This window comes from Ohtaekwangia koreensis, from assembly GCF_900167975.1.
Taxonomy (GTDB): Bacteria; Bacteroidota; Bacteroidia; order Cytophagales; family Cyclobacteriaceae; genus Ohtaekwangia; species Ohtaekwangia koreensis.
This window is the reverse complement of the sequence record NZ_FUZU01000002.1, coordinates 1,328,952-1,346,133: the sequence shown is the minus strand read 5'-3', so window position 1 is coordinate 1,346,133 and position 17,182 is coordinate 1,328,952. Positions and strand designations below refer to the sequence as shown.

Sequence of the window (17,182 nt, the reverse complement as noted above, 5' to 3'; positions counted from 1 at the left end):
CCTTTACGCCAAAGTAGTATATATTATCAACATCAACCATGTCTCATGGTGAGATAGTGAAAATAAAAAATATAGGTATACATTACAGTTATGAGGCGCTTATATATATACCTACATAATGGTTAGAAGGCATCAAGTGTAGCAACAGATAATTGCCTTTAGTTTCCGCAGAGTCTCCCGCGCCTGCCAACTCCGGGACTCTGAATGCTTAGTAACAAAATCGTTATCTTGAAGGAAAATATATTGCTACAACAAGCCTATAAATCGTCTCCTATGCTTTTCTGGAAAAAGAAACCTGAAACAATTATACAATGCCCTCGTTGTGAGTGGCAACCTGATGGAGAAAAGCATTGGGCTTGTGGCTGTGGATACTCGTGGAATACTTTTGAAACAAAAGGTAAATGCCCGAGTTGTAAAAAGCAGTGGGCCGATACTCGATGTCCAGGCTGCGGCCAGATGTCGCCACATAAGGACTGGTATAAAACGCCAGAAGAAATTGAGGCTGTAGAAAAATCAGCGAATACTGTATTGCGAGCGAAAAAGAAAAGTCTTGAATCACGACTTATTGATTATGGTATAAAAAACTATAGGGTAAGTCATTTAGAATATCTCGATTATTCCAAAGCAAAACTCCATTCGCCCTACGATGCCGGTTGCAGAATGATAATTCTGTATGCCATCTCTTATTTGGCACATAAACTGGAAGACAGGCCTGCGGTTTGCAACTGGCTGCAAAGCGAAAATCTTTGGGATAAAGTATCGCCCAGCGAGAAAGAATTTCTAAGTGATCCATCTCCCAGCGAAGAAACTCGACAAAACTTGTCGTGGTATATTGAGACTGCTATAACATTAGCATGGTGTTTAACGAAAGTAAGCTCCCTGCCACGACTCGATATAGAAGGAGATGATAAAACGATGGATGAATTTCAAGAGAATGTTCCTGCTCTTGGCGAACCGCTGGCTTTCTTTCTGAGTACTTTAGAGTATAGAAGTCTGGATGAGATTTACGAAGAAAACTTACTCAACGAGATGGCTGCTACTTATTTCAGAGACTTATTATTTAATGGCAAGAAAGATGAGACCAAAATAAACCGCATCATCAGTTATGAAAGACACAAGGTTTTGAATTGGCTGAACACACAATATGTAGATGAATCCTTGATTGTTACAGGTGAGCTGTGGGACGATGTTGACACATCAACATAACCTGAACATTTGAATATAAACGCAACGGTAAGAATATTCCTTCTAAATTTCATATACCTAAAACATCAATCCCTTAGCCACAACAATAACCTACTCTATGCAAACGATCAACACCGACAAATTCTGGATACTTATTGACAATGCTGTTAAAGCATCGAATGGCAATGACTCAGCAAAGGAAAGACATTTAACTACTGAACTCACCAAACTTTCACTGGATGACATCAGGGACTTTGAGATTTCATTTCGTAAATGTGTAATAGATGCTGATGATTTTAAAGTGATGGCTGCGCAAAAAATAATTGATGGCTACGTGTCGGATGATACATACCTATATTTCCGCTGCTGGCTGATTGGGCAAGGGAAAACAATATATACTGAATCGTTAAAAAACGCAGACTATCTATCTACCGTTGTGAATAAAGGCGACACGTGTAATTTTGAAGAGATAATGTATGTTGCCACAAAAGCATACTCCTTAAAGACTGGCAAAAAAGAAGACGAAACTTTCCCGAGAGATACAGCAATATCCATGGGCTTAGATTATGATTTTGGTGCGCCACCAACAAAAGGTAACGATTGGACTGAAGATCAATTACCCTCCTTACTTCCCAAGCTTTGGGTGAAGTTTAGTTAATCAATGATAGTGTGCCACTCCTCTAACTATACTTATACATTATAATGAAGAATATCATTAACGACAAATTATGGTCCGAAGAGGAGAAAAAAAGCATGGACAGCGAAAGAAAAAATTCAAAGTCTAGAAATGAAGCCCTTGAACTTACTATAACAGCGTTTCTTATACTGTTCTTTTTTATCATCACTGCAGGTGTTATTAAACTGGACGATAAAGATCCTACACTCGGAATTATGCTTATTATTTGCGCAGTGATTTCCTTAGGACTTACTATACTTGCCTGTTATAAACCATTGATATCAATGATTATCGGACTTATAGTATATTGCATATCTACCGGGTGGTTCATTGCCTCATTTCATGAAGCCGTGTTTGAAACAAAAAAATCAATTAAAATATTTATGCCTATCTCATTGGGTTTCCGTTTGCTTGTAATGGCTTTACAAAGTTCCCTAAAAAACAAAAACCAATGACAGGCGAAACAGATTTAGTAAAAATGCTAAAGACATTAAAACCAGTGCATACTCCTGGCGATTATGTTTTTTGTGTTATTCAAGACCTTGCTAAAATAAATATCAGTGATGCCGTAATGATGTTTCGCGAAAATGAAGGTTATACTATCATTCTTAAAAAAGAACTAGCAGACAGCCTCAACCTTACATACTCATATATAGCAGGGTGGATTACGCTAACAGTTCATTCATCACTCAGCGCGGTGGGTTTAACGGAAGCGTTTTCAAAAGCTCTTTCAGCAGAAGGAATAAGCTGTAATGTTGTTGCCGGATATTATCACGATCACATTTTTGTAGCAAAGCCCGATGTTACAAAAGCTATGGAAACGCTTTCAAAACTCTCAGAGTAATTTTTCTCTGTTATGAAAGATTGTCACTGAAAAGAGAATATCAGAGAATAGTATAGCCGGGTTTGTATACATTATGGTGCAAGCCCGTGAGGCTTGCACCAGTTATTAAAATTTACTTATCCATACCATGGCATCTTCCATGCTGCTGAAATAGCGGTTAACGGTTACACTGTCCGCTACAGAATCCAATGTACCCTGCACAGACATTTCAGAAAATAAGTCGGAGGATATTATTATAGCATTATAAGAAAAGCCAACCTCTATTGCACGCATATACCAATCTGATGCAGCCCACTCCTGGTCTTCCAATAAAAGAGCTCCCATACAGGTAGTATCAGAAATTACCTTGCTGGCTTTAAAATCTATCATGGCCCGCAGCAAAACTTCCATAGCTTCTCTGAATTCATCTGAGGTAGGAGTTGTTGTCCATTTATTTACAACAACATGATTAGCTTCGCTATACTTGATAATAAAAAAATCGGCTTCAAAATAAACTTGCATATTTCTGTTAATCTATAATGTATTTACACGATGCATTGATGATATATTAAACTGATTTTATCCAGGCCAAAGCCGTTTCCATATTCTCAAAATACGAGAAGGTGACATTATCTGCTGCCGAGTTCATAGTATCCTCTATTGCCATTTTAGAAAAAATATCTTTTGACAATAATATAGCAGCGTGCGAATACCCTGCCCGCACCGCCATACTCGCCCACTCAGTAGATGCCCACTCCTGGTCTACCGGATGAAGCGTTCCCATTTTTGCAGTGTCTGCCACGACTTTACCTGTCTTAAAATGCTCCATCGCCGATAGCAAGTCAAGCATATGCTCTCTGAATTCACTTGGGAGAGGCGGCATTTTCCATAGGGTAACTAATGCATGGTTGTCTGCATCGTAGCGTATAGAGGCGCATTCTGTATCAATGTATGGTTGCATGTTGTTATGCTTTGACTGACTGTTGTTTAGCGATTGCATGCTGATACTATATATATCATTTATAATATATATTTTCAACAAGTCGCAAAAGTCAGAAATCAAGGCGAACTGTATGCATGCAAATACCATCATCAACATCATTGTAAGATTTATATGTGTATTGATAAAAAAGTATAAAGCTGTATGTGTTATCGCAAACAGACACCTCGGTGGATTTACGGATCGTTCACTCCGTAAATAGAATACTTAACAATTAAAGCATCTTAAAAAATTGTTTTTCACAGTACATATATTCAATACCCCATTAACGCGAGCGGTCTTGATATTTTACTGGTGTAGAGACTTAGCCTTCATCGAGTCATCAACCTTCACGCTTTGGGATTTCAAGCAAGGTGCTTTTTAAAAAACAAACCATGCTTTTAAAAGCTTGGCACCTAAAACGAAACCGTACTTCGACAATCAAAAGAAAAAGTATTTCTTTGTACATAGAACGAATCCGCATATACCTTTAACCACTCATGAAACCCTGCCTCCTGATCCTTGTTGTAATCTTTTCATTTATAGTAGAATCGACCCTGGCGCAAGAGAATATCTGCGAATGTTGCGCATACTCGTCTTTACAGTTCAGAGAGGATTATGAAACAATCTTCTTCCCAGCTTTGATTAAGAAAAAGAATATCACCGAAGTTGTTGTTTACACGCAGGCAAGTATCGCTGAAAACCCGTCACTTAACCGCTATAAAGAGATGACATTCAAATTCAATCAGCGTGGACAAATCATTGCAAGAACACATTATAACAGAAACGGAAAGCCACATTCCATTTACGAGTTCGAACGGAACGGTACTGGCAAAGTATTCAGAGAAACGTTTAACTATCTGGACAGCACAGAGCAAGTCATAAATCATTTTTCCTCTCCTGAAATCACTGACTATTACTATGATTTAAAAAACAGGCTGATAAAAATGAAAGAGCGAAACACAAAAGGAATTGTCATGCCCGACATCATGAGCGACTTTACAAAATATACGTACGACAAGAGCAGCCGGATAACAAAGAGGACGATACAATATTACTATGACAACCATGTCCCCGAGTCATCCTCGAGTGTCACTACCTATACTTATAAAGACAAAAAGCTATCGGGTGAATCGCAGACTATCGCCGATAATAAAGTAATCCTCACAACAAAGACACAATATACCAAACAGTGGAAGCCTTTACGTGAGACAGGCTACAACGCCAAGGGTGACAAAATATCTTTCCAAACTCTATATGAATACAATTTGCAAGGTAAAATGACTCGCTATGAAACGAAGGCATTTGAAATATCCAGTGAATGTCCTGACAATGGCACGTACACCGATGTATATACGTATAGCGATGAAGGACTATTGCTAAGCATTACACACACGTATGAAGATAAAAAGTGTGAACTGATTTTTGAGTACCGGACACAATCTCCATCCGGCCAAGTGTCTTCAGGGCTTTAATGATTATATAGTCAACGTATAACCGTTACAAACCGATATATTATCTAGCAACACTCCGGCACCGTCAAGGTCCAGTATTTATATCCAACCCAACAAAGAGCATTGAATACCATTAAAATGACAAGAATTTAAAAAAAAACGGCAAATCGACAGTTCGCTTTGTAACATTTTTAACGATTGGTCGTCACTATAGATAATCCTGATAAAAATGACCCCTCAAAAGCGGACCGCGAGAATAGCAGGTTTTCTATACCTGATTGTTGTATTAACGGGCATGTTTAGCCTCTTGTACGTACCTTCCAAGCTGATAGTCTGGAGCAACGCGTCTGAAACCTTCAATAATATAGTAGCATCCGAAACGCTTTTCAGGCTTGGCATTTTCGCAGGTATAATTTGTTATACAGCTTTTTTACTTCTGCCATTCGTTTTATATACGTTACTCAACGCTGTGAATAAAACCCATGCCGTAGCGATGGTAATATTGGCAGTGATCAGCGTTCCTATATCATTGGTTAATTTACTCAACAAGTTTGCTGTGCTTACGCTAATCAGTAAAGCCGATTACCTCAAAGAACTTAACACAGACGAACTCCAATCGCAGGTATTATTAAATCTCGAACACTATAACAACGGTATTGATCTTGCTTCTATATTTTGGGGCCTTTGGCTTTTCCCTTTTGGGTATTTGGTATTCAAGTCTGGCTTCCTTCCTAAAATTCTGGGTATATTTTTAATGGCAGGATGCTTCGGTTATCTCATAAAATTTACCGGCAGCTTTCTTTTTCCAGGCTATAGTGCGCTTGGTATTTCATCCTATATATCATTACCCTCTGCTATCGGAGAGATCGGTATTTGCCTATGGCTCCTGATCGTTGGCATCAGAACACGTAAAACCAGTGGAATAAACTAACCTGATCATGGTGAAAAAATATACCCTCGAAGACGTCAAGATAAATGTAAAGCTCAAGCTCGCTGCATTATGGGCTGCCGTAATGTTCTGCTATATCTATGGTGATTTCTTCGCTCTATTTGTACCGGGCAAAATACAGAGTTTGATGGATGGAAAGTCTGGCGTAGGCACCACCACACCGCAGAAATTACTCATGTTTGCAATACTCATGACGCTCCCTTCCATTATGGTATTCTTATCAGTCGCGTTGAAAGCAACACTAAATCGTTGGCTAAATATAGTGATGGGAATATTCTTTACCGCGATTATGATCCTAGTAGTGGCAACGTCAATTAGCGACTGGATGATTTTTTATACCTATCTGGGGATTGTTGAAATCTTAGTTACTTCCCTAATCGTTTGGCATGCCTGGAAATGGCCCCGGATATAAAATCTCTAAAAAAAATCGCATAGCTATAATATAGGATTACAAAATAAGTTTGTACAACTTGTGTTGTGTGTTTTAATCTTTGGCAAGATGTTCCCATTAAATTTTAGATTTTATTTACTGGTATTAGCGCGCGAAACGTTTCGTTGGTCGGAAGCTATACATCAAACGAAACATAATTCTTATCTTAGAAAATTCAAGAAATTTTAATCTTTCATTCTCAATCCTTCAACGAATACAAATACTGTAATGAGTTTCCTCAAAAACCTATTCAGCAAAAAAGACGAACCCATAAATTCGTATGCCGATTTCTGGAAGTGGTTTCAGAAAAATGAAAAGGCCTTCTTTAAAGTTCTCAAAGAGCGAGGGGATATTGAAGGAGACTTCTTCGACAAGCTGACACCGAAGCTTGAAGAACTTAGAGACGGATACTTCTTTACTGCAGGTATGTTTGACAGCAATACAGCAGAATTAAAATTTACGGTAGAGGGCGCTATAAAGCACATTGTTTTTGTAGAAGAACTTGTCGCTGCTGCACCCGCTATAGAAGGCTGGAAATTTACAGCACTGAAACCTGAATTCAACATCAAGGACTTGAACCTCATCATGGGTGACTGCAATTTTAATGATAAGAATATAAGCTTCTACTCCATCGATTATCCGGAGTACCCGGATGAAATTGATATTACTATAGTACATCACGACCTGACGGAAGAAAACAAGGAAACGATCGTTAAGGGAACCTATATATTTCTGGATAATTATTTGGGTGAATTGAATTTTGCCACCACGATCGATAATTTAAAAATTATAGGTAAAGCAGAGGCTGAAAAGGACCTTGTGCCCGTTGAGAAACTAAAGGATTTTTTAATCTGGCGTGAAAAAGAATTTATTGAAAAATATGACGGCCTCCGGTATGATACTGAAAATGATAATTACTCAGGACTTGAAGCAGAACTAAACAACGGCAAGCCGCTGGTAGCAATAGTCAATACAGATATACTTCAGTGGGATTCCAAGGCATCACATCCCTGGATTTTAAATATCGAAATAAAGTATAACGGAGAAAACAATCACGGGATGCCCGATCAGGAAACTTATCATTACCTGGAAGGCATCGAAAACCGAATTACAAGTGAACTTAAAGATTTTGAAGGATATCTGAATATAGCGCGACAGACTGCCGATGGTGTTCGCGAGATATATTTTGCCTGCAAAGACTTTCGAAAACCCTCGAAGGTAATGGACCAAATACAACGCAATGAAACCAACCAAAATATCAGCTTCGAGATCTATAAGGATAAATACTGGCAAACGTTTAAGCGATTCAATGTAAATTGAAAAGAGCAGTTGTATTATATGTTTGGATACAAAGAAAAAATAGCTACAAAGAAATTTGTAAGTCACATTGAATTGTTGGCACAACGCCGCTCTGACAGAGATATTATTGGGTATCAAAAGACGGAGAAAGAACTAATGAGAGAATTTATTTTTAGTACGCGCGAACTCGTGGAGTATAACGAGCATGGGGTTGGCCTTGAAAATCTGTTAGAGAATATCTACGAAATTAGTTTTACTATCGATCAAACCGGACTTGACCTTGCAAAGGAAGCGATCAAGGAATGTGGAATGAGTTATCAAGAATGGTCTGTCATTGAGGACCTGGTAAGGTAATAAAAAACATTTTCGATTCACGATGTCCAATTTCCAAAATCTCATTTGTTATAGGGTGTATTTCAAAAACATTCAATAACTAAATATCAAAAAAATGGAAGAGTTCATTTTAATTTTCAGACACGAGGATGGTAAAAAAACGGCTTCACCGGAACAGATCCAGGCCTGGATGAAACAAACCATGGACTGGATCGGTGGCATTGCAGCCCAAAACAAATTTAGCGGAGGCAATGGTTTACCATTTGATGATGCCCGGGTTGTAAGGCCGAACAATGTTGTTACCAACGGTCCCTTTGGTGAAATCAAGGAAACCATTGGCGGGTATATTATTGTGAAAGCAAACTCCGTTGACGAAGCGGTTGAATTTGCTAAGGGTTCTCCTGTTTTACAAGGCGAAGGTAATAGTGTTGAGGTAAGGAGAATTGCAAAAGGTGATGGTGTTCACTAAGAACTATATAGCGCCTCTGTAAATACAGAGACGCTTTTTCTCTATGGAGCAGCCCGAATTAATACCACACTTATTCAGAACAGAGTTCAGCAAGATCACCGCTGTGATCTGTAAACGTTTTGGTATTGAGCACCTCGAGGTGGCAGAAGATATGGCCAGCGATACATTTGTGTTGGCATTGGAAACGTGGACCTATAAAGGCATTCCGGAAAATCCAACGGCCTGGCTATATCTCGTTGCAAAAAATAAAGCCAAAAATCACATCGCGCGCAATCACATCTTCGCGGAGAAAATTGCCGACCAGTTAAAAGATACTTCATCCGAAAGTATAGAGACAGAAATCGACCTATCAGAAAAGAACATTACGGATAGTCAATTGCAAATGTTATTTGCAATCTGCCATCCGGCTATCCCCATTGAATCCCAAATAGGTTTATCACTTCGTATTCTGTGTGGCTTTGGTATCGATGAAATTGCCAATGCGTTTTTAACCAGCAAAGAGGTTATCAACAAAAGACTCTTTCGGGCGAAAGAAAAATTACGTACTGAAAGAATTCAAATCGAATTTCCCTCCAAAGATGAAATTCCAAAGCGGTTAGACACCGTACTCACAGCACTATATTTACTTTTTAACGAAGGCTATTATTCCGAAAGCCAGGATAGCGTTTTGCGGGAAGATCTTTGCCTGGAGGCCATGCGATTGACCTATATACTTCTTGGCAACGAGCAAACCAACCTTCCGTCAGTAAATGCTTTACTTGCTTTAATGTGCTTTCATTCTTCACGATTTGCTGCCCGGAAAAATACACAGGGAGAAATTATTTTATATCAGGATCAGGATGAAAGCTTATGGAATTACGAACTCATAGCGAAGGGTGTATATTATCTTAAGCAAGCGTCTCACGGCAATACGCTGTCCAAGTATCACATAGAAGCAAGCATAGCCTATTGGCATACGATCAAAGCCGATACAAAAGAAAAATGGGAAAGTATACTGCAACTATATAATCAATTGCTGCAGTTGGAGTACTCGCCTATTGCAGCCCTCAACCGGACATTTGCATTATCGAAAGCGAATGGCAAAGCAGAGGCGATCATTGAAGCTGAAAAGTTAAAATTAACAGACAACCATTTCTATTTCATGCTGCTTGGCGAACTCTATAAAGATGTCGATACAAAAAAAGCCAGGCTCAATTTTGAGACAGCCTATACGTTGGCGAAAACCCAAACTGACAAGCTGACGATTAAAAAACAGATTGATGATCTCTGACCCGCCAAAGGGAGCGCTATAATATCTTCCGAGTTCAACGTTCCGTACGATTTGCTGAATAATAGGACGTTATCCTATATACACCGGACATAATCCTTAAAATCATCGACATCTCTGGAGACATCCAGCTCTGACACGAGCAATTTGAACTGTCCAAAAAATAATGCAATACACTTTTTATTCAAACGGTGTAGATACTTATTTATTAAAAATATATTTTAGTAAATATCAAACCCCCATTGATGAAAAACCTCGCACTCTGTTTGTCTATTGTGCTGCTGCTGGCAGCTACGGCAGCATGGTCTCAACCCTTCAAAAGCGATACTTCCTTTGTGGCTGCGGCCACTAGCCATGCCGTTAAGTTCTACACCAACGCTATTCAGGGACAAGGACAGCTTTACAACGGAAGCGATTATGCTGAATATCGCTCACTGCAAGATGAACACCCCTATTTTGCCACTGACGATTGGGTGTACGGAACTGTATTCTATGATGGATACTTGTACGAAAACGTACCGCTGCTATACGATATAAGCACCGACCAACTGCTTACTGAAACATACTATAGCAGCAGTATTATGAAGCTGATCAAGGACAAGATCACATACTTCACATTGCCCGGCAAGAAATTCGTTAATCAGCCCGATACTACTATTTCCCCCGGCTTCTATGAATTATTATACGATGGAAAAACAAAAGTATATGCCCGGCACAGCAAACTGTTGCAGGAAACGCTCTCATCGCAGGAAATCATTCACACATTCGAAGAGAAAACACGATACTATATCTACAAAAACAATATATATTTTCATGTAAAGAGTAAAGGATCTGTATTGGACGTGTTTGGTGATCGGAAGCGGGAAGTCAGTCAGTATATGAATAAAAGTAAAATACGGTTTCGTAAGAATCGTGAACAATACATTACCAGGTTAGCTGAATTCTATGACCGTAGCCAGACAAACCCATGACTAGAAAATTACCGTCTCTCCTTTTCATTTTTATATTCCTGCTGACAGCCACTGCATTCAGCCAGCGAAGTACGCGCATTACCGCAGAATTTACGTCCGCTACATTTCAACAAGTTGTTACTACAATTGAAGAGCAGACGAATTATCGTCTCGCGTTCAATCCTTCGTGGACAGACAGCCTTGTTGTTAATCTCTCGGTGTCCAATGAAGAAGTGGCCAGTGTATTAAGTAAGATCTTTGCTGATACGGAATTTCACTATAATATATATCAGGACAATATTTACATTACCCGCGAGCGGCAGATACTCACGGAGCTTCCGCTCGATTTCTTTGGACAAGGAAATGTCACCGCAAGACCTACTGCTACATTTGACTATACGGACTTCGAGCAACGGGAGAAAAAGAAAAAGCTGGCTGAAGAAAAACTATATAACATCGGGCCAAAGAGTGATAACCTGCAAGGTAAAGCAACACTGGCAGGTACAATACGCGATACAAAATCAGGAGAGCCCGTAATCGGAGCTTCTGTATTTGTCGAGAACCCGATGATTGGTGCCTCTACTGACCAGTTTGGGCACTACTCGCTTACGCTCCCGAAGGGGCAGCACATTCTGAAGATAAAAAGTATAGGCATGAAAAATACACATCGGCAAATCATGCTCTATAACAACGGAAGATTGGACATTGAAATTGATGAAGATATTACTCCGTTGAAAGAAGTTGTAGTAGAGTCTGATCGCGATGCACGGGTAACCGGCATGCAAATGGGAATGGAAAAGCTTGATATCAAAACCATGAAGCAAATGCCGCTCGCGTTAGGTGAAACGGATATCATGAAAGTAGTACTTACACTCCCCGGAGTACAAACTGTAGGTGAAGGCACGGTGGGGTTGAATGTTCGTGGCGGTGCCACCAATCAAAACCTGATCCTCTATAATGACGCAACGGTATATAACCCTTCGCATTTATTTGGCTTCTTCTCAACCTTTAACCCCGATGTTCTTAAAAATGTAGAGCTCTATAAAAGCGGCATCAATGCTGAATATGGTGGAAGACTTTCTTCTGTACTCGATGTACACACGCGCGAAGGGAATCTTAAAAAGATTTCAGGCTCCGGGGGGATCAGTCCTATAACCGGAAGATTTAGTCTTGAAGGCCCGATCATAAAAGATAAAACTTCCTTCCTGTTAGGAGTTCGCTCTACATACTCGGATTGGATTCTCGATCGTGTAAAAACAAAAGAGCTTAAAAACAGCGATGCATCTTTCTACGATCTGAATGCCAGCATCAGTCATAAAATAAATGATGACAACAATGTGTATATCTCAGGCTATATGAGCAGAGACCGTTTCAAGCTGAACACCGATACAGCCTATACTTATAGCGACCGTAACGCGTCCTTGAAATGGAAACACATTTTCAATCCCAAGCTATATGGAGTATTAACAGGAACGTATAGCCGGTATGAATATTCTGTAACCAGCAACTCGAACCCGGTGAATGCCTTTAAAATGGATTTCGCCATCAAGCAATGGAACGCGAAAGCAGACTTGAATTATTTTCCCAATGCCAAACATACTATAACAGCCGGTGCCGGTGTAACGCGCTACGGTTTATCCCCCGGTAATTATCAACCCCACGGAAGTGAATCGATAGTAACCCCGGATGTTTTGCAGGATGAACAAGCACTGGAGAGCGCAGTATATATAGGGGAGAATTTTGAAATAACTCCGTCCCTATCAATCTACGCAGGGCTGCGTTATTCTTACTACCAAAGCTATGGCCCACGTGAAGTATACCGTTACGCACCTGGTGTGCCACGACAGGAGTCTACTATACAAGATACAGTACAATATGGATCCGGTCCCATTGCAACGTATCATGGCGCTGAGCCGCGTTTTTCTGTACGCTACTTGTTATCGGACAATGCATCGCTGAAGTTCAGCTATAACCGGATGCGTCAATATATACAGATGTTGTCCAACACAACGGTGATTGCACCAACGGATATCTGGAAGTTAAGCGACTCCTATACACGTCCGCAGATCGGTGACCAGATCTCACTGGGCTTCTATAAGAACATGCGCGGTAATATGATCGAGACCTCCGTGGAAGGCTACTATAAAAAGATACAGGACGCCACTGATTTTAAAGATGGTGCTTCACTCTTGCTTAACCACCACATCGAAACCGATATACTAAATGCACAAGGTAAAGCCTACGGAGTAGAATTCATGGTGAAGAAATCAACGGGCAAATTAAACGGTTGGATTAGTTATACGTATTCGCGCACAATGCTTAAAACAGCAGGAGCAACATCCACTGAAACTATTAATAATGGCACGTACTATCCCAGCAGTTACGACAAACCTCACGCTGTAAACTTTATCGGTAACTATAAATTCAGTCGCAGGTTTAATTTCTCGTTGAATATGGTTTACAGTACCGGCCGCCCTATTACATTGCCAATAGCGAAGTATGATTTAGGCGGAACATTACGGGTATACTATTCCGATCGAAATGCATTCCGGATTCCTGACTACTTCCGAACGGATATATCAATCAACGTAGAGGGTAACCATAAGGTCAGGAAGCTGGCGCATAGCTCGTGGACCTTCGCAGTCTATAATCTCCTCGGAAGAGAAAATGCATACTCAGTATATTTCGTTTCCGAGAAGGGCAAGATCAATGGCTACAAAATGTCAATCTTCGCCCGCCCTATTCCTACCATTACTTATAATTTCAAATTCTAAGGATCATGAAAGCACTGTATCCATATATATTCCTGATCCCGGTATATATCATACTCGTAACCGGATGTGTTGAACCTTATGCGCCACCGGTTATAGAATCGGATGTAAATTACCTGGTGGTTGATGGTTTTGTAAACAGTAGCGATGGAACGGCCACCGTAAAACTCTCACGTGCTATAGCATTGTCGGCCACAACAACGCCTCCACCCGAAACAGGCGCTGCCGTGAGCGTAGAAGATGACCGTGGTAACAGCACTTCCCTCTCGGGAGACAATGCAGGAAATTATACAGGCGCTGGCATTCCCATTGATATAACCGGCAAGTATAGATTGAAAATTCGCACACTCGATGGCGAGGAATATATCTCTGACTATATAGAGTTAAAGCAAACACCTGCGATCGATGAGTTAACCTGGATTCCTACGGATGCAGGCACCCGGATTGTTGTAACCACGCATGATGACACCGGAAACTCACGTTACTATCAGTGGAGCTATGATGAAACGTGGGAATATACTGCCGTATATCAATCGGGATTAATCTTTGTGGATGACACCGTGGATATACGTCCGTATGATGAATATATATACCGATGCTGGCGAACCACATCATCCCAAAAAATTATCATTGGTTCATCCGATCGATTGGCGGAAGACCTGATCAGCAAATTTCCACTCATCACTATTGCCAAAGGTTCACAAAAGCTTTTCATTAAGTATAGCATGCTCCTGAAACAACGTGCGCTTACACGTGAAGCGTATGACTACTGGGAGCAACTGCAAAAAACAACGGAGAGCCTGGGCGGACTTTTTGATCCTCAACCGGGTAAAGTGGCGGGTAACATTCACAACACGGCAGACTCTGACGAGCCTGTGCTCGGCTATTTTAGTGGCGGTACTGTGGTGGAGAAGAGACTCTTCATCAAATTCATGGATCTCCCTAACGATCTAAAAGCTTATCTCACTGTAGGGAACTGTACACAAGATACCGTGCTGATGGCAGATCTTCCCCAGTACAACAGCAGCTTCAACGAACTGCTGGGAACTGCAACGCAGGGTCCTTTCACCATCGGGTTCATCTATACTTCTAAATCCTGTGCCGATTGCCGGACACAAGGTGGCTCGCTTACGAAACCTGATTTCTGGGAATAACTAAAAATCCTATGCTTCGAAATACTATATATAGGTTGACATTGACAGGGTTACTCCTGTGCTTATCCTCTGAATTTATTTCTGCACAGCAGCTTCCGCTGGACAGTCTCCGGCAGCGATTCGATCGCTTTCGCAAAAATGGTCTTCAGGAAAAAATATACCTCCACACCGATCGCTCGGGATATCTTACCGGGGAGACGATGTGGTTCAAAGTATATCTTACGGATGGAAGTTTTCACCGGGCCTCAGCCATGAGCGATGTAGCCTATATTGAAATACTCGACCGCACAACTCAAGTAGTATTACAAACCAAAGTCGGGTTGGTGGATGCAAAAGGGAACGGGTCAATTTTTCTGCCGGCTACATTAAATTCAGGTAACTATACTATACGTGCCTATACCAGCTGGATGAAAAACTTCAGCGCAGATTATTACTTTCATAAACCGGTCGGCATCATCAATGCCTTTAAAAAAGCAGAGCCCGAGACAAAAGCAGTTGCATCATCCCTCGATGCGCAGTTCTTTCCGGAAGGCGGAACACTACTAAGTGGTTTTAAAAATAAAGTAGGCTTCCGGGTAATCAACTCCTCTGGGAAAGGAATTGATTTCAAAGGCTCGATTATCAATCAACAAAATGATACCCTTGTCTCCTTTAAGCCGCTTGCGTTTGGTATTGGTAACGTTACATTTATACCACAGGCAGATCAGGTATACCGTGTTGTGATTCGTGAAGCGTCCGGTAAACAATCGATCTTCAAAATAGCACCGGTATCACCGAAGGGCTATGCACTTCATGTTACTGATTCTACCGACCAAATACTTCGCGTAGAGGTGAATGCTATAACGGATGAAGCATCATCCCTAATCTATACCTTTGTTCACGCGCGCCAGATCATCGGCTATGCCGAAGGTAAAAACTCAAACCAAGGCACAACAATTTTCTCGATCAACAAAAATGATCTACCGGAAGGCATTAATCATATTACAATCTTCGATGCCAATCTGAAACCTGTAAGTGAAAGACTATATTTCAAAAAACCTGCCACTACATTGTCGATCGCGGTTAAAGCTGATCAATCACAATACAGTACCCGCAGACGTGTACGCGTTGATCTGCAAACATTGCTGAACACTGAAGCGAAAGTCTCGGATCTGTCGGTATCGGTATATAAAATCGATTCTCTTTTTAACACCAATACAGAAGGTATAGAAGATTATTTCTGGATCACTTCCGATCTGAAAGGCACCATTGAGTCACCGGAATATTATTTAAGCAATGACATCTCTGTAAAAGAAGCTATAGATAACCTGATGTTAACACACGGCTGGCGAAGATTTCAATGGAACGATGTTATTGCCAGCAAATATACCGCTGTTAATTTCCTCCCGGAGTATCGCGGGCACATTGTAAAAGGTATCGTGCGAAATGCTGACGGATCACCAGCAAACCAGATTCTCACATACCTCGCTGCCCCCGGTAAAATCACAAGACTATACGGATCACGAAGTAATGATAAGGGTGAAGTATTTTACGAGATGCAAAAATTTGCAGGTTCTACAAACATCATCCTGCAAACCAACGTAAAGCGCGACAGTACACAACGCATTGAGATCTTCTCGCCTTTTTCCGATACATTTTCTTCACGTACTATATCTCCATTTAAACTGGCCCCCGAACGTGGTAAAGAATTACTCGAACGAAGTGTGGCGCTTCAAGTGCAGGATGTATACTATCGCGATCAGCTTGAAAAATTCAGCAACCGCGAAACCGATAGCACAGCTTTTTACGGACCACCGGATGAAAAGTATATGCTGGATGCCTTTACTCGCTTCCAGGTGATGGAAGAGGTAATGCGTGAATATGTACCGGGGGTGATGGTACGTAAACGAAAAGACGGATTTCACTTTTTAGTATTGGACGATGTGCATCGCGCTATATTTGAGGATACCCCGCTGGTAATGCTGGATGGTGTACCTATATTTGATGAAGATGAGATTATGGCGTTCGATCCACTGAAAGTTAAAAAGCTGGAAGTGGTAAGAAGACGGTATTACCTGGGCCCGCTCAGCTTTCCTGGAATTGTGAGCTATACTACATATACTGGCGATCTTGCCGGATTCCAACTCAATCCAAAAAGTGTAAAACTAAATTACGAAGGTCTGCAGTTGCAACGGGAATTTTATTCACCACGCTATGAAACACAACCACAACGCCAGAGCCGGATGCCCGATCAGCGTACGTTGTTATACTGGAATCCGTCGGTAACAACCACAACTGATGGCAAGCAACAGCTTGAATTCTATACGTCCGATCAGGCTGGTAATTTTCAAATCATTGTGGAAGGCATGACGCAAGATGGCGCAGTAGGAAGTGGCAGCCATAGTTTCACGGTAAATACGCATAACAACTAGGGCACAGACAAATTTGTTCTACGAATATTTTT

General features: G+C 40.9%; 17 protein-coding genes. 15 read left to right on the top strand and 2 right to left on the bottom strand.

Annotated features, from left to right (window positions below; genetic code table 11):
- Positions 1-228: 228 nt before the first annotated feature.
- The 4 genes from B5Y40_RS18935 to B5Y40_RS18920 all read left to right on the top strand — a co-directional run bounded on the left by B5Y40_RS18935 (position 229) and on the right by B5Y40_RS18920 (position 2,705).
- Positions 229-1,206: a DUF4272 domain-containing protein gene (locus B5Y40_RS18935; protein ID WP_159453736.1), complete on the top strand. Its 978-nt coding sequence runs from the start codon at positions 229-231 to the stop codon at positions 1,204-1,206.
- 97 nt (positions 1,207-1,303) lie between these two features.
- Complete coding sequence (locus B5Y40_RS18930; RefSeq protein WP_079688352.1) at positions 1,304-1,843, top strand: DUF4240 domain-containing protein; 540 nt, start codon at positions 1,304-1,306, stop codon at positions 1,841-1,843.
- A 44-nt stretch (positions 1,844-1,887) separates the two neighbouring features.
- Positions 1,888-2,316, top strand: coding sequence for a hypothetical protein (locus tag B5Y40_RS18925; RefSeq protein WP_079688351.1), 429 nt, complete (start codon positions 1,888-1,890; stop codon positions 2,314-2,316).
- A complete protein-coding gene (locus tag B5Y40_RS18920) occupies positions 2,313-2,705 on the top strand; it encodes an ACT domain-containing protein (RefSeq protein ID WP_079688350.1) in 393 nt (130 codons plus the stop codon). The genes B5Y40_RS18925 and B5Y40_RS18920 overlap by 4 nt, the downstream gene beginning before the upstream one ends.
- A 105-nt stretch (positions 2,706-2,810) precedes the next feature.
- Here the strand turns inward: B5Y40_RS18920 and B5Y40_RS18915 are convergent, their stop codons facing one another.
- Entirely contained in the window at positions 2,811-3,206 is a 396-nt protein-coding gene (locus tag B5Y40_RS18915; protein ID WP_079688349.1) for a hypothetical protein, read from the bottom strand.
- 46 nt (positions 3,207-3,252) lie between these two features.
- Complete coding sequence (locus B5Y40_RS18910) at positions 3,253-3,645, bottom strand: hypothetical protein (RefSeq protein ID WP_143785821.1); 393 nt, start codon at positions 3,643-3,645, stop codon at positions 3,253-3,255.
- A gap of 518 nt (positions 3,646-4,163) precedes the next feature.
- On the opposite strand from B5Y40_RS18910, the gene B5Y40_RS18900 reads away from it, so the two are divergent.
- The 11 genes from B5Y40_RS18900 to B5Y40_RS18850 all read left to right on the top strand — a co-directional run bounded on the left by B5Y40_RS18900 (position 4,164) and on the right by B5Y40_RS18850 (position 17,150).
- On the top strand, positions 4,164-5,138 hold the full coding sequence (locus tag B5Y40_RS18900) for a hypothetical protein (protein WP_079688346.1): 975 nt from the start codon (positions 4,164-4,166) through the stop codon (positions 5,136-5,138).
- A 208-nt stretch (positions 5,139-5,346) separates the two neighbouring features.
- Positions 5,347-6,048 (top strand): DUF4386 domain-containing protein, encoded by a 702-nt coding sequence (locus tag B5Y40_RS18895; protein WP_079688345.1) that lies wholly within the window; start codon positions 5,347-5,349, stop codon positions 6,046-6,048.
- A gap of 7 nt (positions 6,049-6,055) precedes the next feature.
- A complete protein-coding gene (locus tag B5Y40_RS18890) occupies positions 6,056-6,478 on the top strand; it encodes a DUF6326 family protein (RefSeq protein ID WP_079688344.1) in 423 nt (140 codons plus the stop codon).
- Positions 6,479-6,724: 246 nt separating this feature from the next.
- Entirely contained in the window at positions 6,725-7,816 is a 1,092-nt protein-coding gene (locus B5Y40_RS18885) for a DUF695 domain-containing protein (RefSeq protein WP_079688343.1), read from the top strand.
- A 135-nt stretch (positions 7,817-7,951) separates the two neighbouring features.
- Positions 7,952-8,149, top strand: a complete 198-nt coding sequence (locus tag B5Y40_RS29400; RefSeq protein ID WP_143785820.1) for a hypothetical protein — start codon at positions 7,952-7,954, stop codon at positions 8,147-8,149.
- A gap of 94 nt (positions 8,150-8,243) precedes the next feature.
- Positions 8,244-8,597 (top strand): YciI family protein, encoded by a 354-nt coding sequence (locus tag B5Y40_RS18875; RefSeq protein WP_079688341.1) that lies wholly within the window; start codon positions 8,244-8,246, stop codon positions 8,595-8,597.
- A gap of 43 nt (positions 8,598-8,640) precedes the next feature.
- Positions 8,641-9,867 carry an RNA polymerase sigma factor gene (locus B5Y40_RS18870; protein ID WP_079688340.1) on the top strand — a complete coding sequence of 409 codons (1,227 nt, stop codon included), beginning with the start codon at positions 8,641-8,643 and terminating at the stop codon, positions 9,865-9,867.
- Positions 9,868-10,109: 242 nt separating this feature from the next.
- A complete protein-coding gene (locus B5Y40_RS18865) occupies positions 10,110-10,835 on the top strand; it encodes a hypothetical protein (RefSeq protein WP_079688339.1) in 726 nt (241 codons plus the stop codon).
- Positions 10,832-13,588, top strand: a complete 2,757-nt coding sequence (locus B5Y40_RS18860) for a TonB-dependent receptor (protein ID WP_079688338.1) — start codon at positions 10,832-10,834, stop codon at positions 13,586-13,588. Before B5Y40_RS18865 ends, B5Y40_RS18860 begins: the two co-directional genes overlap by 4 nt.
- Before the next feature lie 5 nt (positions 13,589-13,593).
- On the top strand, positions 13,594-14,739 hold the full coding sequence (locus B5Y40_RS18855) for a DUF4249 domain-containing protein (protein WP_079688337.1): 1,146 nt from the start codon (positions 13,594-13,596) through the stop codon (positions 14,737-14,739).
- Positions 14,740-14,750: 11 nt separating this feature from the next.
- Entirely contained in the window at positions 14,751-17,150 is a 2,400-nt protein-coding gene (locus B5Y40_RS18850) for a hypothetical protein (protein WP_143785819.1), read from the top strand.
- Positions 17,151-17,182: the final 32 nt, after the last annotated feature.